The organism is Phytohabitans sp. LJ34 (assembly GCF_052068095.1).
Classification (GTDB): domain Bacteria; phylum Actinomycetota; class Actinomycetes; order Mycobacteriales; family Micromonosporaceae; genus Phytohabitans.
Genome location: NZ_JBQHDG010000038.1, coordinates 1 through 19,721 on the forward strand (window position 1 = coordinate 1; position 19,721 = coordinate 19,721).

General features: G+C 71.9%; 15 protein-coding genes and 1 riboswitch. Of the genes, 2 read left to right on the forward strand and 13 right to left on the reverse strand.

All coding sequences use genetic code 11. From position 1 onward, the window contains the following. Nucleotides 1–273: carboxyl transferase domain-containing protein (locus ACTMTJ_RS42735; RefSeq protein WP_441224497.1), on the forward strand; the 273-nt coding region annotated here is incomplete at its 5' end. A gap of 258 nt (nt 274–531) precedes the next feature. On the opposite strand, the gene ACTMTJ_RS42740 is transcribed toward ACTMTJ_RS42735, so the two are convergent. From ACTMTJ_RS42740 to ACTMTJ_RS42785, 10 genes are all read right to left on the reverse strand, one after another. Beyond that, complete coding sequence (locus ACTMTJ_RS42740) at nt 532–1,383, reverse strand: ABC transporter permease (RefSeq protein WP_441224498.1); 852 nt, start codon at nt 1,381–1,383, stop codon at nt 532–534. Next, nucleotides 1,380–2,354: an ATP-binding cassette domain-containing protein gene (locus ACTMTJ_RS42745; protein WP_441224499.1), complete on the reverse strand. Its 975-nt coding sequence runs from the start codon at nt 2,352–2,354 to the stop codon at nt 1,380–1,382. The genes ACTMTJ_RS42740 and ACTMTJ_RS42745 overlap by 4 nt, the downstream gene beginning before the upstream one ends. Before the next feature lie 18 nt (nt 2,355–2,372). Continuing rightward, on the reverse strand, nt 2,373–2,891 hold the full coding sequence (locus tag ACTMTJ_RS42750; RefSeq protein ID WP_441224501.1) for an NADPH-dependent FMN reductase: 519 nt from the start codon (nt 2,889–2,891) through the stop codon (nt 2,373–2,375). A gap of 81 nt (nt 2,892–2,972) precedes the next feature. Then, nucleotides 2,973–5,216: a hypothetical protein gene (locus ACTMTJ_RS42755; RefSeq protein WP_441224503.1), complete on the reverse strand. Its 2,244-nt coding sequence runs from the start codon at nt 5,214–5,216 to the stop codon at nt 2,973–2,975. A 58-nt stretch (nt 5,217–5,274) separates the two neighbouring features. After that, nucleotides 5,275–8,310, reverse strand: coding sequence for an ATP-binding protein (locus tag ACTMTJ_RS42760; protein ID WP_441224504.1), 3,036 nt, complete (start codon nt 8,308–8,310; stop codon nt 5,275–5,277). A 33-nt stretch (nt 8,311–8,343) separates the two neighbouring features. Further along, complete coding sequence (locus ACTMTJ_RS42765) at nt 8,344–10,464, reverse strand: hypothetical protein (RefSeq protein ID WP_441224505.1); 2,121 nt, start codon at nt 10,462–10,464, stop codon at nt 8,344–8,346. Nucleotides 10,465–10,532: 68 nt separating this feature from the next. Next, nucleotides 10,533–11,498 (reverse strand): glycosyltransferase family 2 protein, encoded by a 966-nt coding sequence (locus tag ACTMTJ_RS42770; protein ID WP_441224507.1) that lies wholly within the window; start codon nt 11,496–11,498, stop codon nt 10,533–10,535. 12 nt (nt 11,499–11,510) lie between these two features. Then, nucleotides 11,511–12,617 (reverse strand): MFS transporter, encoded by a 1,107-nt coding sequence (locus ACTMTJ_RS42775; RefSeq protein ID WP_441224508.1) that lies wholly within the window; start codon nt 12,615–12,617, stop codon nt 11,511–11,513. A 119-nt stretch (nt 12,618–12,736) separates the two neighbouring features. Further along, nucleotides 12,737–13,741, reverse strand: coding sequence for a coiled-coil domain-containing protein (locus ACTMTJ_RS42780; protein ID WP_441224509.1), 1,005 nt, complete (start codon nt 13,739–13,741; stop codon nt 12,737–12,739). Nucleotides 13,742–13,745: 4 nt separating this feature from the next. Continuing rightward, nucleotides 13,746–13,879: riboswitch (cyclic di-AMP (ydaO/yuaA leader) on the reverse strand. 117 nt (nt 13,880–13,996) lie between these two features. Continuing rightward, complete coding sequence (locus ACTMTJ_RS42785; RefSeq protein ID WP_441224511.1) at nt 13,997–14,968, reverse strand: cation diffusion facilitator family transporter; 972 nt, start codon at nt 14,966–14,968, stop codon at nt 13,997–13,999. Nucleotides 14,969–15,122: 154 nt separating this feature from the next. On the opposite strand from ACTMTJ_RS42785, the gene ACTMTJ_RS42790 reads away from it, so the two are divergent. Beyond that, entirely contained in the window at nt 15,123–16,049 is a 927-nt protein-coding gene (locus tag ACTMTJ_RS42790) for an SMP-30/gluconolactonase/LRE family protein (RefSeq protein ID WP_441224513.1), read from the forward strand. On the opposite strand, the gene ACTMTJ_RS42795 is transcribed toward ACTMTJ_RS42790, so the two are convergent. The 3 genes from ACTMTJ_RS42795 to ACTMTJ_RS42805 form a co-directional block, all read right to left on the reverse strand. Then, nucleotides 16,022–18,121 (reverse strand): HelD family protein, encoded by a 2,100-nt coding sequence (locus ACTMTJ_RS42795; RefSeq protein ID WP_441224514.1) that lies wholly within the window; start codon nt 18,119–18,121, stop codon nt 16,022–16,024. The genes ACTMTJ_RS42790 and ACTMTJ_RS42795 overlap by 28 nt on opposite strands. A gap of 75 nt (nt 18,122–18,196) precedes the next feature. Then, the gene (locus tag ACTMTJ_RS42800; RefSeq protein WP_441224516.1) at nt 18,197–19,102 is read right to left on the reverse strand and encodes an alpha/beta fold hydrolase; all 906 of its coding nucleotides are present in this window, start codon (nt 19,100–19,102) and stop codon (nt 18,197–18,199) included. A gap of 137 nt (nt 19,103–19,239) precedes the next feature. Next, nucleotides 19,240–19,566 (reverse strand): hypothetical protein, encoded by a 327-nt coding sequence (locus tag ACTMTJ_RS42805; protein ID WP_441224518.1) that lies wholly within the window; start codon nt 19,564–19,566, stop codon nt 19,240–19,242. Between the last annotated feature and the right edge of the window lie 155 nt (nt 19,567–19,721).

Consider the following 19,721-nt stretch of genomic DNA (forward strand, 5'->3'; position numbering starts at 1 on the left):
TGGCCCAACGCGGAGCTCGCGGTCATGGGCGCCTCGGCGGCCGTCAACATCCTCCACCGCAAGAAGCTCGCCGCCGCTCCCATCGAGGAACGCGAGGCGTTGCGCATGCAGCTCGTCGAGGAGCAGACCCGCGTCGCCGGCGGCGTCGGTCGCGCCCTGGAGATCGGCGTGGTCGACGACGTCATCAAGCCGGGCGAGACCCGGCGCCGCGTCGCCGAGGCCCTCGCCGCCGCGCCCGCGGCCCGCGGCGCCCACGGCAACATCCCGCTCTGACCCGCACTCACCCACTACTGGGGCCTGTCTCTCGAGACAGGCCCCAGCGCCTTTTGAAGGATTGAGCTACCGCGACGTCCGTTGTGGTCCGGACCGTTGCTCCCGCGGCCTCACCCGTCCGCTGTTGCTTGCGGTTACTGCTGCGCCTCAGGCGAGGCCTCGTGCTCCGGCCGGGCCGTCCCCGGCTTGTTCCGGACCGCAACGGACATCGCCTAGGGCCTGCCCCGATCTTGGCGGCAGGCCCTAGGTCGCGAGTGTTCAGCGGCGGTTGTAGAGGCGCATCGTCAGGAAGCCGAAGACCACCGTGAAGAGCGCGCCGGAGACGAGCACCCAGGTCATGTCGGTGGTGTCCCAGCCGCCGTCCATCAGCGCCCGCACCGCGCCGACCAGGTGGGAGATCGGGTTGACGTCGACGAACGCCTGGAGCCAGCCTGGCATCGTGCTCGGGTCCACGAAGACGTTGCTCAGGAACGTCAGCGGAAACAGCACCATCATGCTGATGCCCATCACCGACTTCTCGCTGCGCAGCAGCAGGCCGAACATCGTCCAGATCCAGGAGAACGCGAACGAGAACGCGACCAGCACACCGATGCCCGCCGCGACGCCCACCACGCCGCCGTCTGGGCGGAAGCCGAGCACCAGGCCGATGCCGAGGATCACCAGCGAGGCCACCGTGTACCGGAACGCGTCGCCGAGCAGGTAACCGACCATAGTGGACGGTCGCCAGATCGGCAGCGTGCGGAACCTGTCGAAGACGCCCTTGGTGATGTCGGTGTTGACCGCGATGCCGGTGTACATCGTGATCATCACGACGCTCATCACCATGATGCCGGGGAGCAGAAACTGTAGGTACTCGGTGGTCGAGCCGGCCAGCGCACCGCCGAAGAGGTACGTGAACATCAGCGTCATCATGATCGGGAAGGCGGTCACGTCGAAGAGCTGCTCCGGCACGTGCTTGATCTTCAGCATCGCCCGCCAGCCGAACGTGATCGACGCGGAGAGCCAGCTCGGCCGGCGCGGTGCCTCGTCGGGCGCCAGCACAGCCTGGAGCGTCTCCGGTGAAAACGTGTAGACGGCCTCGTGGGTCTCGGTTGTCGTGGCCGTGCTCATGCCTTTGCCTCCCCGTTGGTCAGTGCCATGAAAACCTCGTCCAGGCTGGGCTGGCCGAGGGAGAAGTCGTCCACGGTGATGCCCGCCTCGGCGAGCGCGGTGAGCGCGGCGGCCGCCCGCTCGGCGGTACGGCGGTCGCTGTCGCCGTTGCCGTTGCCCGACACGCGCGCGGTCAGCGCGACCGGGTCGGCCTCCAGCACCACCTGCCCGCCGAGGCAGCGGGACAGCACCCACTCCGCCTCGGTGCGCTGGCCCGGGTCGCGCAGCCGTACGTGCACCGCGCCCGCGCCCACCGACGACTTCAGCTCGCCCGGCGTGCCCTCGGCGATCACCTTGCCGTGGTCGATCACCGCGATCCGGCTGGCGAGGCGGTCGGCCTCGTCCAGGTACTGCGTGGTCAGCAGCACCGTCGTGCCGTGCGAGACGACGGCGCGCACGATGTCCCACACCTGGTTGCGGCTGCGCGGGTCGAGCCCGGTGGTGGGCTCGTCGAGGAAGAGCAGCTTCGGCGTGTTGAGGATGCTGGCCGCGATGTCGAGTCGCCGCCGCATGCCGCCGGAGTAGTTCTTCACCTGCTTGCCGGCCGCCTCGGTCAGCCCGAACGCGTCCAGCAGCTGCCCTCCCCTGCGCCGCGCGGCCCGCTTGTCGTACCCCAGGAGGCGGGCCAGCAGCACGAGGTTCTCCGCCCCGGTCAGGTCCTCGTCGACCGACGCGTACTGGCCGGTCAGGCTCACCCTTCGGCGCACCTCGTCCGGCTCGCGCAGCACGTCGTGGCCGAAGACCCGCGCATCACCCCCGTCCGGCCGCAGCAGCGTGGCGAGCATGCGCACGGCGGTGGTCTTGCCGGCGCCGTTCGGGCCGAGCACGCCGTACACGGTGCCGGCGGGCACCGACAGGTCGATGCCGTCCACCGCGCGGGTCTTGCCGAACACCTTGACCAGTCCCGTGGTCTCGATAGCGAGCGCGTTCACGGTTGTTCCTCCATCTATTCAGGACACGTACGGACGCGCGGCGCGCGCCTCCCGTAAGGCCAGCCCCCACCAGGTGAGCTGGTCGAGCATTGCCACGACCGCGTGGTCGTCCTCGTCGAGCCGGTCGTGCATCAGGTCCAGCCGCACCCCGTCGCGCATGGTGACGGCGTGCAGCTCGGTGAAGACCGGGCGGAGCTGCTCCACGGCGCAGATGCCGTCGGACCGGTGCCCGTACGACACGAAGCCGACCGGCTTGGCCCGCCACTCGTCGTAGGCGTAGTCGATCGCCTGCTTGAGCGAGGCCGGAAAGCTGCGGTTGTACTCGGGCGTCACCACCACGAACGCCTCGGCCAGCCCGACCGCGGCGGCGAACTCGGTCACCTCGGCCGTGGGCGTCTTGGGATACCGCGCCGGCAGGTCGTACTCGACCAGATCGAGCACCCGCAGCACGATGCCGTCGCGCCGCTCCGCCCGCGACACGAACCACCGCCCGATCCGGTCGCCGACCCGGCCCTCCCGGGTGCTCCCGATGATCACAGCGACTCGCAGCGGCTCCACGCCCGGTAGGCGCGAGGCCGCCCGCTAGATCCGATCTAGCGGGCAGGGTCGGTCACGCGCCTAGGCGTCGAGGCGGATGGCGTCGATCGCCACCTCGTGGCCGGTGCTCTCCGGGTTGGCGCCGGTCACCGCGCAGCCGATCGTCGCCGCGCCGGTGTGATCGAAGGTCACCGTGCCGGCGAGCAGCGTCTTGAACCCGCTGGTCGCGGCGTAAGAGTCGATGGGCGCACCGACCGCCACCCCGTCGACGGTGACCTGGCACCGGCCGCGGTTGGGAAAGGCCTTCACCACCAGGCTGAGCCGGTAGGTGCCGGCGCGCGGCACGTGGATCCCCATCCGGATCCAGTCTCCGGGTGCGTCAGGACCGAGCTTGACCAGCCCACCCCCGCTCGCTCCGGCGTCGGTCAGGTAGTAGACGTGATCTCCGGCGGAGATCCTCGGGGTGGTCGTCTCCGCCTCGACCACGAAACCGGGCAGCCGTTGCAGGGTGATCTGGTCCACGCCGAGCGTCCAGCCGCCGCCCGACGTCCCGGTGACCGTGAAGGTGAACTGACTGGCGCCCGCCGTACCGAAGGTGACCAGCCCGAACTCGACATCGCGGAAGCTGTATCCGGTCGAGTACCCGTCGACGGGGTCGCCCTGGTCGACGCCGTCGATCGCGAGCTGCGCTCGCGCCCGGTCCGGGCTGTCCTTCATCCGGGCGCTCACCCGGTACAGGCCGGCCTGCGGCACCGTGACCGTGTAGCGGATGTGGTCACCGGGGCCGTCCGCGGTGAGCTTGCTCAGCCGGCCGCCGCTGGCGACCGTGTCGCTGATGCTCTGTGCCAGGTCGCCGGTCGACGCGACGGTCGGCAGGTCCTCCGCCTCCATCTGCCGCACCAGCGGCGTGAGCACCACCAGCGTCGTCGCGTTGGGCGTGAGCGTGAACGACCCGCTGGCCGAGCCGCCGGCCGGCAGCACGCGCTGCTCGATCCGTTGCAACGCGGCACCGGACGGAGTCGTCGCGTCGACGAGGTAGCGCTCGAGTCGGATCTTCTCACCGGCGAACTCGGCCGGCAGGTTGAGCACGCCGAGCGTGACGTCGTGCGATGCCACACCGGTGGTCCACTGGTAGTTGGTGGCGAGCACCGCGATGCCGGAGGAGTCCCGGGTGGCCAGCGCGTTGACCCCGATCCCGTTGGCGTCGAGCCCGCTGGAGGTGGCCCGGATCCGCCGTTCCTTGAGCATCCGCTGCATCCGCACGACGTTGTAGTACGGCCGCACGCTCCCCGGCGCCCCGTCCACGAACATCGACTTTCGCTCGTTGTTCCCGTGGTTGTAGACCCAGTGCATCGGCATGTCGGTGCCGCCGTCGACGTAGAAGATGCCGAGCGTCGCCATCGCCGCCGACTGCGTGAGCATGTCCTCCGCCTCGGTGCCCGGCCCGTGCCCGCTGGAATCGGTCGCCTTGCCAGGAAAGACGCCGTACTCGCTGACCACGACCGGCGTCTCCGGATCGAGGCCGCGGCTGCCCAGCCAGCCCGCCAGTGTCGCCTTCGCCGTACGCACGTCCGCGGGGTTCGCCCGGCGGCCGTACTCGTGGTAGGAGAGGAAGTCCAGCGCCTTGGCCTCGTCGGTGTCGGCCGCGAACCGGGTGAGGAAGGCGCGCAGGTAGGCGCCGTTGAACTGGTAGGTCACCGGTCCGCCGACAAGGATCGGCAGATCCGGACGCAGCTCCGCGTTGACCTCGTTCACCACGGCATAAGCGATCTTGTACCACTCGTAGTAGTCGTCGACCGCGAGCGGCGGCGCCTCGTGGTCCTGCGGGGTCCAGGTCTTGTCCGGCTCGTTGAAGACCTCGACGTAGCGCAGCATCGGGTATCGCTGCTTGTAGTGCCGGATGCCCGCCTTGAGCACCTCTCGACATGTCTGCGGCGCGGCCAGGTCCATCAGCGCGGCGTCGCACTGGTCGAAGTTGGCGTAGAGCTGGTCGGCGTGCCCGGCGGCGCTGTCGAAGTAGTCGTGGTGCGCCGAGAAGTCGTATGTCCCGTGGACTTCGTCGTAGTACTCGGCCGGCTTCGCCCAGACCCGCACCACCCGGGCCGGCCCGATGTCGTCGATCTGGGCCAGGTCACCGGCGGGCAGCGGGGTGGGGTTCTGATTGTGATACCAGGCCGGGTTGTCGAGCGGGCCGAGGTCACTCGCCGCGTCCACGACGACCGACGCCGCGGCGGCGTGGGCGGCGGGCGCGGTCACCGTGACAAGACCACCGGAAACGAGCAGTGCGACGATCCCCGTCGCGAGGGTCCCCCGTGTCCACCGCATGGTTCGCCATTGTCAGGACGACGACGGTTGATGTCTACACAATCCACTGTGGAATATCTCAGAGGCGCCAGGTCACGCTCGGCTGGGGGTCGTAGCGACAGGTCGCGCCGGTCGAGACGGTGGTGCGCAGATGGGCGGCCAGCTCGGGGTGGCTCTCGTCCAGACGGCGGAGGGTGTCGCGGATGCGGGCGGTGACGGTCTTGCGGGCGCGTTCGGCCTCGTCGCCCAGTCTGCGGGTGCGGCCGCCCAGGCCGGCGGCGGCGCGGAGCTCGTCGATCAGGGCCTTGCGCTCACGGTCTAGCTCGGCCACCCGGGACGGGGAGGCGGCTTTGTCGATCTCGTCGTCGAGCCACACGAGCCGTTGCTTGTAGCGGGACTTGGCCTCCTCGTCGAGCACCGGATCGCCGCCCATGCGGCGGGCCGCGACCACGAGCGCGCCGCCCTCGGGGCTGAGCAGCTCGACGGCCGGTATGTCACGGCCGGGCGCGCCGAGCAGCAGGTGGAGGTCGCGCAGGCCTTTCGCGTCGGGCACGTGCACCTGGTGGCCGGCGAAGCAGAGCACCCACACGGCACCGTCGAGGCGAAACTCGTTGCCCGACGGGGGCGCGCCGGCCAGGCGCATGCCGATCGCCGCGGCCTCGGCGTCGACGCGCCGGCGCAGGGCCGAGGCGGCCTCGGCGTCGGTGGCGGCTAGCGCGTCCGCGAGGCGGCGGCGGGCCTCGATCGCCCACGGGCGGGAGCGGAGGCGGTCGGCCGACTCGGCGGCGGCGGTGAGGTGGCGGACCGCGGCGTCCCAGTGGCCCTCGGCCGCGTCGAGCGCGCCCAGCCAGAGGTCGACCGGGCCGCTGACGTCGCAGCCGTAGAGCGAGACGAGCCACTGGCCGGTGTACGGCAGCAGGTCGGCACGGGCCCGCTCGCGCAACCCCGCGTCGCCCGCGGCGGCGGCCACCTGGGCCTGGGCGCGCAGCCTCAGCGCCTCGTACATACGCGGCGCGCCGGCGGGCAGCACGCGCACCGCTGTCTCCGGGTCGCCGGTGGCCGCGGCCGTGATCGCGGCGAGCAGTGTGCGGTGCGGGCGGCGCTCGTCGAGCAGCTCGTGCGGCGCGGGCAGCTCCTCGTAGCGCCCCTGCGTCTGGTAGAGCGACCAGCGCAGGTGCCCCACCATGTCCGTGAAGTGGTCGTGCTCCTGGTGGTGCTCGCTGTAGGCGGCGACCGCCCGCTCCAGCAGCGTCTCCGCGTCGTCGAAGCGGCCGTTGACCGTGGCGATGATCGTCTGGTCGATGGCCGAGGAGAACGCCGAGCGCGGCTTGCCCTCGCTGCTCGCGATCGCCACAAACTCCTCGTACTGGTCGAGGTAGGCGGGATCGCCGCGCTCCAGCAGGGCCACCCAGCGAAACGACGCCGCGAAGTACGCCCGGCCCTTGTTGTCTTCGCGGCGGGCCAGCCGCATCAGCTCGGCGGTGATGCCGACCCGCTCGTCCGCGGTGCCCGGCCCCCAGATCGCGTCGTGGCGGGCCCAGAGCGCGATCTGGAGGGCCTCGTCATCACCCCGCGCGCGGGCCAGGTCGACCGTGCGGCTGGCGAGGTCGCGGGTGAGCCCCTCGTCGCCGCCTTCCCACTCCTTGCCGGCCAGCATCGGGTATGCCTCGCGGAGCAACGCGGCCCGGCCGGACTCCTCGTGCCAATCGGTGGTGAGCGCCGCGCGGGCCAGCAGCTCCGGGTCGCCGAGCTGGCGGGCGAGCGCGACCACCTCGTCGTAGATCCGGGACGCCTCCTCGCCTTCGCCACCGTGGCGCAGGTCGCTGACCAGATCGAGGCCGACCACGACACGGCGGCGCGGCAGGCTCGCACTCCGCTCGTACGCCCGGCGGAGGTGCCCGACACACTCCTCCATCGCGAAGCGGCTGCCGGCGTCGCGGGCGGCCCGCACGAGCACGTCGACCACCCGCTCGGGCTCCAGCTCGCCGCCGGCCAGCCACGCGTGGCGGGCCAGGTCGCCGGGGACAAGCAGGTCGCGGTCGAGCACCTGGACGACCGTGGCGTGCAGCCGCCGCCGCTCGGCGTCGTCGAGCGCGTCGTAGAGCGTCTCGCGGACGAGATCGTGGGCGAACGCGAACCGCCCCTCGCCGAGCGCCACCACCAGCCGCGCCACCATGGCCTGGTCGATCAGCCGATCGACCTCGGGCACCGGGGCGGACAGGGTGGCGGCGAGCACCTGCCGGTGAAACTCGCGGCCGAGCACCGCCGCGGCGGTGAGCATGCCGGCAACCGCCTCCGGCAGCTGGGACAGGCGGCGGCGCACGGCATCACGCACGCCCGGCGCGATCGCGCTTACCGCTCCGCCGCGCCAGAGGCGGGCGGTCTGCTCCACGAAGAACGGGTTGCCACCCGTGCGCAGGTGCACCTCGGTGACCAGGTCGGCCTCCGGCTCCTGCCCCACCGTGCGGGCGATGAGCGCGCCCACCTCGTCGCGCTCGAGCCCGGTCAGCGTGACGGTGGTGGCCTTGGCCACGAGCGGCGCCATCAGCGGCCGCAGCGGGTGGTCGGTGGCCTCGACCTCCACGTCACGGTAGGTGCCGACGATCAACAGCCGCTCGAACCAGGTGTGCCGCGCGACGAACTCCAGCAGCCGCAGCGACGCCGTGTCTGCCCAGTGCAGGTCGTCGAGGACCACCACGACCGGCCGGTGGTGCGAGACGGCGACGAGCGCGGTGGTGAGCGCGTCGTACAGCTCGAAGCCCTCCAGCGGGTCGCCGCCGGACCGCTCGCCGAGCAGCGCCGCCAGGCCCGCGCCGCCGGCCTCCTCGGCGGCCGCCCACTCCGCCGCGGCGGCCGCCCGGCGCAGCGCCCGCACCGCCTGCACCCACGGCCAGTAGCCGGGGGCACTCTCCGAATCCCAGCAGGCGCCACCGAGCACCAGCGCGCCGCGGGCACGGGCCTCGTCGGCGGCACCGGTCACGAGCGTCGTCTTGCCGATGCCGGCCTCGCCGGTGACCAGCACCAGCCCGCCGTGGCTCTCGGCCGCACGCGCGACCTCCGCGCGCAGCACCCCCGCGGGATGGTCCCGCCCGATGATCTCCCGCCCTCGACCCATGACGCCCTAGACGCTATCCACTGCTACCGACATTCATCGAGTGGACAGCGCATATACCGCCATACGCGCGTTTTCGTACCGCAGCTGGGCGAGCGCGGCAAGCTCCGGTGACTCCGGCGCGACCTCGCGGTCGACGACCAGCCAGCGGACGCCCCGCGCGCGCAGGGTCGCCAGCCCGGCTGCGGTCGGTGCGGAGAACGCGGCGTCGTTGACCGCGAGCAGCGCCGGATCCCAGAACGGCGCCCACGGCCCCAGCGGATCACCCAGCATGCGCGGCGCGAACGTCCAGCCCTCGACGAGCACCTGCCGCTCGGTGTACGCGCTCAGCCAGAACGACCGCGCGTCACACGAGCCGTCCGCCGTCACGCCCTGGCAGTGCACGTTGGTGGCGACCACGTCGTCGGGGTCGCTGTGGTCGTGCACCCAGCGGGCGGCCGCGATCCGGGAGGCGGGCAGCGGGGTCAGCGCGTAGGCGCCGCCGTTGGGGTACCGGTACGCGGCCGCCGCGTCCATCACCAGGCCGGGCGCCCCCGCGACCAGGACGCCCGTCAACAGGACGGCCGGATATCGCCGCCGCGACACAAGACCCAGGATCGCGAACACCAGCGCCAGCGCCAACGCCCAGGAGAGCAGCGGCAGCAGCGGTTCGTACGGCGGGTCCCAGTCGACGCTGACCGCGCCGGTGACAAGCTGGACCGCGCACAGCAGCACCCCGAACCCGACCGCGAACGCCACCCGAGGGCCGACCACCGCCCAGCCCCACGCCGACAGGATCACGCCGAACGCGAAGCCGGCCCGCATGAAGTACTGGTTGCTGCTGCCCGGGTGCGCGGTGACCAGGTAGAGCGCCGGCCCCACGACCGCCCCGCCGAGCAGAAACACCTGCTCCGGCAGCAGCCGCATCCGCTGCCGCCACACCAGCGCGACGATGCCGGCCAGCCGGAGCTGCATGTTGAGCAGGAAGGCCACGAACACGAAACCCCACGACAGGGCGCCGGAGGTGTACGGCTCGAGGCCCGAGGCCGCCGCCACGGACACGCCGTGGTTTTCGAACGCGAACAGGATCGCGGTCGCGAACAGCTGCGCCGCCACCGCGAGCCCGAGCGCGCCGAGCACCGCCCACGGCAGCCGCCGCCGGGTCACGAAGAGCACGAGCGCGGTGATGCCGAGCGCGCCCGCGGCCACCGGGACGGAGCTCGCCTTCGCACCGGTCGAGCCGGCGAGGAAGAGCCCCGCGAGCACGCACGCCCCGCGGGAGGAGTCGCCGCGGACGATCGACGCGAGCACGCCGATCAACGGGATCAGCAGCACCCAGCTGTACGTCATCGACGGGCTGCCCCACACGATGAACGTCGCCTGCGTGCCGAAGAGCTGCCGCACGCCGTTTTCGTAGCCGAACTCGCCGATCGTGAACATCAGCACCGCGGCGCCCACGCCCACGTACGGCCGCTGGCTGACCCGCCACCCCACCACCGCGACGAGCACGACGGCGAGCGCGCACAGCGCCGGCACCGCGAGCCGCAGGAAGACGGTCGGCAGGTCGACGCCGCTGACCAGCGACGCCGCGCCCATGTGCGCGAAGCCGAACCAGTGGTAGTGCAGCGGCTCGCCGGCCACCTGCGGCACGTCGAGCGGCGCCTGGTGCGTGGCCGCGCCGGCGAGCGACATCTGGAACGACAGGTCGATGTACTGCGCCTGCTCCTCCGAGGTGGGCAGGATCGGGTTGCGGCTCAGGAACGACTGCCACAGGTAGGCCGTGAAGCCGGCGATCACACCGGTCACCGCCCACGCCCACCCGGCCGGGACCGGCGTGTAGCCGCGCACCACCCAGTGCCGCCGCAGCGCCGGCACCGCGAGGAACGGCCCGATCACGGCCGCCGGCCACACCCACAGCCACCGCTCGGCGCCCACCGACACGAACACGAACCAGGCCGCGAGCTCCAGCACCAGCCCGACCACCGCACCCACCGCGAGGTCTTCGACAAGCGTGTGCGGCGTGCGGCGCAGCGCCCGGTAGACGAGCGTGCCGGGCAGCACCACGGCCAACGCCGCGTAGGCGGTGTATCGCAACACATCCAGGACCGGCGTCCCAGTCACCAGCAACGCGCCGGCCACCACCGCGAAGGCCACCACCGCCGGGGTCCATCGCCGCACATTCTCTGGTACGAAAGGAGTCCGTTTCGCCTCGCCGGCGCTCTCCGCCGAGCGGCTCTCGGTAGCGGTCACCTCAGACTATCCACGATGGACTCTGCTTCGTCGGTGTCGGCCACGACCGAGTAGGCCGGCCGGCCCTGCACGGCGGTGTAGATGCGGGCCACGTACTCGCCGAGCAGGCCCAGGCACAGCAGCTGCACTGCGCCGAGGAAGAGGACCGCCACGTAGAGGGAGGGCCAGCCGCTGACGGTGGCGCCGTTGAAGTACGCGATCAGCGCGATGACCACCAGGATCCCGCAGAGCACCACGCCGGCCAGCCCCAGCCAGGTGGCCACCCGCAGCGGTGCGGCGGAGAAGCTCGTGACGCTGTCGGCGGCGAGCGCGATCATGCGGGACAGCGGGTACTTGGTGCGCCCGGCGGCCCGCTCCGCCCGCTCGAACGGCACCTCGCCGCTCGGGAAGCCGAGCCAGGGCACCACGAGCCGCAGCACCGGCGCCCGCTCCGGCAGCTCGCGCAGCGCCTCCACCGCGGCCCGGCTGAGCAGCCGGAAGTCGCCGGCGTGGGCGGGCACGTCGTTGCCGACGATGCGGCGCATCAGGCGGTAGTAGACGCCCGCGGTCCACCGTTTGAAGGTGGTGTCCGCCTGGCGGTTGGCGCGTATCCCGTACACGATGTCGAGGTTTTGACCCCGCGCGAGCCGTAGCATCTCGACGATGGTCTCGGGCGGGTCCTGGAGGTCGGCGTCGATGGTCGCGACGTAGCCGCCGCGGGCCCGCATGAGGCCGGCGAGCAGCGCCGGCTGGTGGCCGCTGTTGCGCCGCAGGCGCAGCACGCGCAGCTGGGGCCACTGCCGCCGGGCTGCGAGCAGGGCCACGGGGGTGCGGTCGGTGCTCCCGTCGTCGACGGCCACCACCTCGTAGGGCTCGCCGAGCGCGTCGAGCACCCCGCGCAACCGGGCCACGAGCAGCGGCAGTACGGACTCTTCGTTGTACATCGGGATGACCACGGAGAGTGCCGGCTCGGACGCGACCACGCCCGCACGGTATCAGGACGAACTGGATGCCGCGGGTAGCCACCGACGGGTCAGGCCGCCCGAAAGGACGAGGGGCACGCCCACCATTGCGAGCAGCACCGGCACGGAGAGGACGGCCGACCCGAGCGCGAATCCGGCGTACACGGCGAGCGCCACGATCTCCTGCCCGAACCCCGCCACCGAAAGCACTGTCGCCCGCGCCGGGCCGGCGATCGCGTCCTGGATCCGCGCCTCGGTGAGGATGTCGAAGAGCTCGAGGGCGGCGAAGCCGAGCGCGACCGCGACCATGCCGGCCGGGTGTCCCGCGGTGGCGCCGGCCGCGAGCAGCACCCCGCCGACCGCCACGATCGCCGCCAACCGGGCCGCCGAGAGGTGCGCCCACCGCTCGGCCAGCGCGCTCGCGACCGCCATCGCGGCGACGGGCAGCACGAAGAGCAGCGGTACGAACGCGGTGGCCGCGCCCATCTCGCGGGCGAGGATCGGCAGGTACTCGTCGATCGCGCCCATGCCGGTGACCACCGCGTAGAGCAGGACCGCCCGGCTCACGGTCCGGTTGGCGCGCACCTCGGCGAGACCTGCTCGCAGCGTCTTGGCGTAGCTGCCGCCGGTTTCCTCCACCCGCGACGCCTCGGGGAAGGACAGCGCGACCGGCACGACGGCCAGGCTGACGAGGATGCTGGCCAGGCCGACCAGCGGGTACCCGCCGAGCAGGAACGCCGGCGTGGCGAGCACCATCGCGGCCAGCTCCGCCACGAGAGCGGTGGTTTGCGCCAGCCCGGCCGTGCGCACGTAGCGGTCGGTGGCGTCCGCGGCGGCGAGCTCGTCGTAGACGAGCGCCTCCACGCTGCCGGAGGTCATCGCGGTCGACGCGCCCCACAGCACGAACCCGGCGGCGAAGGCGGCGTACGAGGGGAAGAACGTCCACAGTGCGAAGCCGATGGCCCGGAGGACGGCGGCGATCGCGACAAGCCGGCGGCGCGAGTACGCGTCCGCCAACGCTCCGGACGGTATCTCCAGCGTGAAGCCGACGACCGACCAGATCACGAACAGCGAGGAGATCTGCCCCGTGCCGAGCCCGGCGTCGGCGAAGAGCAGCGCGTAGACCGGGTAGAGGAGCACGCCCTCGGTGCAGGCGCGCAGGGCGCAGAGGCGCCAGGCGGTGCTACGTCATGCGGGATGGCGCGTGGGCTCGACCATGGGGCAACCGTGTCACCCCCTGGTCGAGCCCGTCAACGCACTTACTCGACGACCGATAGATGCACGTGGTTGGTGTGCAGCTCGCTGGGGCCGCAACAGCCGCTGTACGACTTCCAACCACTGCTGGGCAGCCAGATCTGTTTGAACCAGATCACGTAGAGCACGCCCAGCCGGCTCGCGTTCTTGATGAAGAAGTTGGACAGGTTGTTGCCGTACGTCTTCGCCGAACCGGACGCCGTGCCGCCGAAGACGTCGCCCGAGTCGACGCCCCAGTCGCAGGCCCGACCCTTCGGGTGCTCACCCGACCCGCCGCTGCGGTAGCAGGAGACGAAGATCTTGAAGCCGGCTCCCTTGGCCTGCTGCACCGCGTGCCACAGGCGGGGCGTGATGCACCCGTTGCCGGAGGTCGGGTCGGGGCTGATCGAGCAGCCGGACCCACCGGAGAACCCGGACGCGTTGGCGGCGCTGCCACTCCCGCTGGGACCGCTGGCGTTCTCGCCGCCGCCGGCGTTCTTCAACGCGGTCTCCGCCTGCTTCTTGCGGGCGGCCATGATCTGCACCTGCTTCTGCTGCTCGCGGATCTCGTTGTCGATCGCGAGCTTGGCGCGGGTCACCTCGTCTTTGGTGTCGAGCAGGTCGCGGAGCTTCTTGTCTTCGGTGGCGGCCACCGTGTCGAGCGCCGCGGCCCGGTCGACGAAGCCCTCCGGCGAGGTGCTGTTGAGCATCGCGGAGATCGGGCCGAGCCGGCCCCGGCGGTAGGCCGCGTTGGCCACCTCGCCGATCACGGCCGTTTTGGTGACCAGGTCACGCTCCAATTGGGCCAGTTGGGTGGTCAGCTCCCGCTGGCGCTTCTTGGACGTGTCCAGAGTCTTCTGCGCGGCGACGAAGCCCTTGCTCGCCGCGTCGAGCTGCTCGCGCAGGGTAGCGGTGCCGCCCTCGTCGTCGTTGGGTGCGGCGGTCGCCGGCCCCGCTGGTAAGCCGATCAGCGCGAACGCCGCGGTGACAAGCACCGCGACGAGGCCGACCCGGCTGCGGGCATGACCCATCAACCATCCTTCCAGTCAGCCGCCTACCGAGTTAGCTGACGGGTTCGGGACGGAAGTCTCCCTACCGCTGTCGCGGATTCACCCCAGTGGATCGGTGGTTCCCCGGCTCGCCCGAGGGCGACTCGGCGGCGGCCAACACCGGCGCCGGGGGGCGCCGCCGGGCGTTGACCGGAGCCGAGAATAGCGGCTTTCCATTGATGTGCCCACTGTTGTACCGATGGTGACGAATCAAGTACGCCCTGCTCAGGGGCGCTTTCACCACGTCGTGGGGTGGCAGTCGCCGGGTCGCGGCTCGACCTGGAGGGTGGCGTGCCCGATCTCGAAGTCGTCGTGCAGCGCCTCCCGTGCCGCGACCAACACCGGCCCCACCTGCGCGGACTCCTCCAGCGTGAGGTGCGCGGAAGCGACGTCCATGCCCGACGTCAGCGTCCACACATGCAGGTCGTGCACGTCGCACACACCGGGCACGGCGGCGAGGCGCCGCTGCACCGCGGTCACGTCGAGGTGTTCCGGCGCGGCCTGCACCAGGATGCGTACGGCCGCCCGGGCCAGCCGCCACGTGCGCGGGAGGATGAACAGGCCGACGGCCACCGCGATGATCGGGTCGGCGTACGCCCAGCCGGTCAGCCCGATCACGGCCGCGGCGACGATCACACCCACCGAGCCGAGCAGGTCGCCGAGCACCTCCAGGTAGGCGCCGCGCACGTTGATGCTCTCCCGCGCGCCCGAACGCAGCAGCCCGAACGCCACAAGGTTGGCGACGAGGCCGGCGACCGCCACGACGAGCATCGGGCCGGCGGGCACGTCGGGCGGGTCGCCGAAGCGGCGCACGGCCTCGACCAGCACGTAGATCGCCACGCCGAAGAGCAGGACGGCGTTGGCGAGAGCGGCGAGGACCTCCAGGCGATACAGCCCGAATGTGCGCTGTGGGTCGCCGGCCGCCTTGGACGCCCCTCTGCCGGCCCGCGCCGCGTCCGTGGCGCCGTCGCGGGTGGGCGCCGCGGCGGCGGACGCAGCCCAGATCGCCGCGAGCGCCATGCCGATGCCGAGCACGTCGGTGAACATGTGGCCGGCGTCGGAGAGCAGGGCCAGCGAGCCGGTGAGCAGGGCGGCCACCGCCTCGATCACCATGAAGACCGCGAGCAGGGCGAACGCGGCCCAGAGCCGCCCGCGGTGGCGCTCCCCCGCGCGTGCGACGTCCGCTCCGTGATCGTGTCCGGCTCCCATGGGCCAAGAATATATGCTGACATTGCTATGTATGCAAAAATGGCACTGGCAATCAGTGTCATCGGGCGTTCTCATAATTGAGCGTTCAACGTCGAACCGATGGGTAAAGACGTACGTGAATTCTGATGTGGACCGATCACAGGGAGTACCCATCGTGCTGACCAGACGAGCCCTGATCACCTCATCCGCCGCCGCGGCCCTCACCGCGGCCACAGTCACCGTCCCGGGCGCGGCCAGCGCCCACGGCTCCGGCCACCGGCTCTTCCCTGACTCCTTCCCGCTGCCGAACGCGTTCCAGCCCGAGGGCATCGCGATCGGGCGGGCGCCGTTCGCGTACTTCGGCTCGCTCGCCAACGGCGACATCTACCGCGCCAACCTGGCCACCGGCCGCGGGAAGATCATCTCCGCCGGCCCCGGCACCCCGTCGGTAGGCCTCAAGATCGACGACCGTGGGCGGCTCTTCGTCGCCGGCGGTGCGGCTGGCAACGGCCGCGTGGTCGACACGCACAGCGGCCGCATCCTGGCGTCGTGGACGTTCGCGACCGCACCCACCTTCGTCAACGACGTGGTGCTCACCCCCAAGGGCGCGTTCTTCACCGACTCCAACCAGCCGTTCCTCTACAAGGTGCCGCTGAGCCTGCGCGGCGAGCCGGTCAAGCTCCCGCTCACCGGTGACCTCGTCTACCAGACCGGCTTCAACGTCAACGGCATCGCCCGCACGCCCGACGGGCGCGGCCTGCTGGTCGTGCAGTCCAACACCGCCACGCTCTTCCGGGTCGACCCGGACACCGGCGTGACCAGGGCCGTCGACCTCGGCGGCTACGCGCTGACCAACGGCGACGGCCTGCTGACCATCGGCCGCACGCTCTACGTGGTGCAAAACCGCCTCAACCAGGTCGCCGTATTCGCGCTCGACAAGCGTGGCCTCAGCGGCCGGCTCACCGGCACGCGCACCAACCCCAACTTCGACGTGCCCACCACCGTGGCGGCCTTCGGCGACCGGCTCTACCTGCCGAACGCCCGCTTCGGCGTGACCGTGACCCCCGACACCACCTACAGCGCCAACGTCGTCAAGCGCTGAGTGGCTCGGGAGAGGGCGACATAGAGCGTCCGTGCGCCGGCGTCGGTCCTTATCTCTTCGGGTGAGATGAGGACCACGCCGTCGTACTCCATGCCCTTGGCCTGAAGGCTCGTGACCACCTGGAGGCGGTCGGTGGGCAGGCCGGCCAGCCAGCCGGCGACCTCGTCGCGGCGGGGCACCGGCGTGATCACGCCGACCGTCCCCTCCACGTCCGCGAGCAGCCGCTCCGCGGCCTCGCGGGTCGCGCCCGGCAGGGCCGCCGCGGACACCGTCAGCTCCTCCGGTGGTACCCCCGTCGAGCGCACCGCCCGCGGCAGCGCGATGTCCGGCGAGACCTCGCGGATCACCTTGGCCGCCACCGCGAAGATCTCCGCCGAGTTGCGGTAGTTGGTGGTGAGGGTGAACTCGTGCCGGCGCCGCCCGCCCAGCGCCTTGTCGCGGGACCGGGACAGCTCGCCCGGGTCACCGGTCCAGGCGGTCTGCGCGGGATCGCCGACCACGGTCCAGGACGCGAGCCGCCCGCGCCGCCCCAGCATCCGCCACTGCATCGGCGAGACGTCCTGCGACTCGTCGACCACCACGTGCGCGTACTCGCGGTAGTCGTCCGGCCGGCGCACCGCGGCCGCGCGGGCGGCGCGCTGCCGGTCGGCGTACGTGCTCACCTCGCGCACCCCGTCGACCACGTGGAACGGGTCGCGCTGGCGCTTGGCCGGCTGCGGCGGGCGGCCGAGCATCTCGTCGAGCTCGTCGAGCAGCGCCACGTCCGCGACCGTGGGGTCACCCGGGGTGAAGGCGCCGCGGAGCAGCCCCCCCTCCGCGGTGGTGAGGATCCCTCCCGTGTACGCGCGGAGCCGCGCCGGGTCGGCCAGCCAGGCGAGCACGTGCCGGGGCGCCAGCCGGGGCCACCACGCCTTGATGAAGTCGCGGAAGTCGGTGCGCTCGGCCAGCTCGTCTTCGAAGTCGACCTGCGCGGGCAGGCCGCCGATCTTATGGCGCTGGGCCTGCGCCCACAGCGCGTCGAACAGCCCGTCGATGCCGGCCCGGCGCACCTCGTTGCGGCGGGCGCCGCGGGGCAGCGCGCGGGAGCGGATGGCGTCCAGCTCAGGGCGGTTGAGGCGGAGCAGGTCGCCCCGGTACAGCAGGCGCAGCTCGGTCGGCCCGCCCGGCACCGCGTCGCGGACCGCGCGCTCCAGCACCCGGCGCATGCGCAGCGAGCCCTTCACCGAGGCGACCGCGGTCGGGTCGGTACGCGTGGCGGTCACGCCCTCGACGATCGAGCCGAGCGAGTGCAGGGTGGCGGCGTCCTCGCCGAGCGACGGGAGCACCGAGGCGATGTACTCGACGAACACCGACGACGGCCCGACCACGAGGATGCCGCCGCCGGCGAACCGGGAGCGGTCGGAGTAGAGCAGGTAGGCCGCGCGGTGCAGCGCCACGGCGGTCTTGCCGGTGCCGGGGCCGCCCGACACGATCGTCACGCCCGAGGCGGGCGAGCGGATCGCCTGGTCCTGCTCGCGCTGGATGGTGGCGACGATGTCGCGCATGCCTCGGCCGGTGGCGCGGGCGAGCGTGGCCAGCAGCGCGCCGTCGCCGACGACCCGCATGCCCTCCGGGGCGGCCTCCGGGTCGAGCAGGTCGTCTTCGATGTTGGTGACCTTCTCGCCGCTCGACTGGATCATGCGGCGGCGCACCACACCTCGCGGGTCGGCGGCCGTGGCCTGGTAGAACGCCGCCGCGGCCGGCGCCCGCCAGTCGACGACGAGCGGCTCGGCGTCTTCCGCGCGCACCCCCAGGCGCCCCACGTGCAACACCTGACCCTCGCGCATGTCGAGCCGGCCGAAGACGAGACCCTCGTGCTCGGCGTCCAGCGCGTGCCGTCGCCGGGCGGCGTGGAAGACCATCGCGTCCCGCTCCACCAGCGCGCCGAAGTTACCCACCCGGGCGAGGCGGTAGCCCTCCTTCTCGGCCCGGGCCGCGGCCTGCCGCAGCTCCGCCAGCCGGGCGTACACCCGGTCGACGTGGCGCTGCTCGGCGGCGATCTCCTGCTGAAGGGTGGTGGCGGCGTCGGTCAAGTTTTCGGGGCTCCCAGGAGAAGTGCGGCGCCTGGTGTGTCACGAGGCCAGACAACAGTACGCGTCCGGCGCTCGTCACGCCTTCCTGCCGTGATCAATTGCGGCGTGGACGACATCGAGCAGCGCGGCGTTGACCATGTCCGGGCGCTCCAGCATCAGCATGTGGCCGGCGTCCGGGCAGACGGTGAGCGCCGCGCCGGGCAGGGCTTTGGCGATCGACAGCGCGCACACCGGCGGGGTGAGCCGGTCGCGCTCCCCCACCATCACGGCGGTCGGCACGGTCGGCAGCGCGGCGAGCGTCTCCAGGCGGGCCTGCGCGCCCACCGAGGGGCGGAAGCCGCCGATCGAGCTGAGCGAGGCGCGCGCGACGGCCTTGGTCGTGAGCCGCACGTCCGCCGGGTCGCACGGGTGCCCGAAGAGCAGCCAGCGCAGGCTCGGCCGGAGCGCCAGTGTGAACGCCCGGTGCGGCCGCCAGTCACCCAGCCGGGCGAGCACCTGCGCGCTGGTCATCTCCGCCATCCGGACGAGGTGCGCGACCCGCGACGGCAGCCCGTACACCGTGTGGGTGTGTCCCTCGGCGGTGGTGCTCAGGAGGAAGAGGCCGGCGACCCGCGCGGCGAAGTCCTCCGGATGCCGGTGGGCGTACTCCATGATCGTCATGCCGCCGAGCGAGTGGCCGCCGAGGACGACCGGGCCGGTGGGAGCGACCGTACGCAGCACCTCGGCGAGGTCATCGCCGAGCCGGTCGAGCGTGGCGGCGCTGCGGTCGACGCCGCCGGAGCGCCCATGGCCCCGCGCGTCGTACGTCACGACCCGGGCCACCTTGGCGAGCTGCCGCACCTGGCGATGCCATGTCCGGCCGTCGAGCGCCCAGCCGTGCAGCAGCACGACGGTGACCGGGGCGCCGGGCGGGCCGGCGGTGCGCACGTGCAGTCGGGGGCCGTCCGCCAGGCGGATCTCAGCCTGCTCGACCGTTGTCATGGGCTCCTCCGTTAGTACCCACGGGTAACAATCATGCCCCGAAAACACCCGCGTTACACAACAAGAGGCCCCGCCGTAGCGGGACCTCTTGTCAGATCTTGTACTTGGAGGGCGCTGCTCTTGTACTTGGAGGGCGCTCAGGCCTCGAACACGCCGGCGTCGACCAGGCGCTTTTCGGTCTCGTCCCAGCCGTCGCCCGGGGCGGCGGCCGCGAGGGCGGCGAGCTCCGCACGGATCTTGGGGCCGTGGCCGGCGCCGGCCAGCACCCGGATCTCCTCCACGAACGCGTCCGAGTCGGTGCGCAGGTGCAGGGTCTTGCCGTTGGTCAGGTTGCGCACGTAGGCGTGCTTGCCCTTGTTGAGCGGGATCAGGTACTTGTACTCGCCGAGCACGCTCAGGGCGCCACCCGCGCCCTGGCCGGCGCGGACGGATGCGCGCGCGGTCTTGGAGGTGTTGCTCGCCACGGAGACGCTCCTTGTTGCAGGCAGGCTGAAGTCAGACCCGTGAACTTTACCCGATGGCCAGGCCCCACCGCTCGTGCGGTGACCGGCGCTCTGCGTCACAAGCGTGCGGAAATGTCGTGTCGTTTTTCCGATTCTCTAGCGCATCATCCGTCACA

Excerpts from the sequence above, each read along its gene's own strand:
- ACTMTJ_RS42740 (WP_441224498.1), bottom strand. The coding sequence starts at position 1,383 with ATGAGCACGGCCACGACAACCGAGACCCACGAGGCCGTCTACACGTTT.
- ACTMTJ_RS42755 (WP_441224503.1), bottom strand. The coding sequence starts at position 5,216 with ATGCGGTGGACACGGGGGACCCTCGCGACGGGGATCGTCGCACTGCTC.
- ACTMTJ_RS42760 (WP_441224504.1), bottom strand. The coding sequence starts at position 8,310 with ATGGGTCGAGGGCGGGAGATCATCGGGCGGGACCATCCCGCGGGGGTG.
- ACTMTJ_RS42780 (WP_441224509.1), bottom strand. The coding sequence starts at position 13,741 with ATGGGTCATGCCCGCAGCCGGGTCGGCCTCGTCGCGGTGCTTGTCACC.
- ACTMTJ_RS42785 (WP_441224511.1), bottom strand. The coding sequence starts at position 14,968 with ATGGGAGCCGGACACGATCACGGAGCGGACGTCGCACGCGCGGGGGAG.
- ACTMTJ_RS42800 (WP_441224516.1), bottom strand. The coding sequence starts at position 19,102 with ATGACAACGGTCGAGCAGGCTGAGATCCGCCTGGCGGACGGCCCCCGA.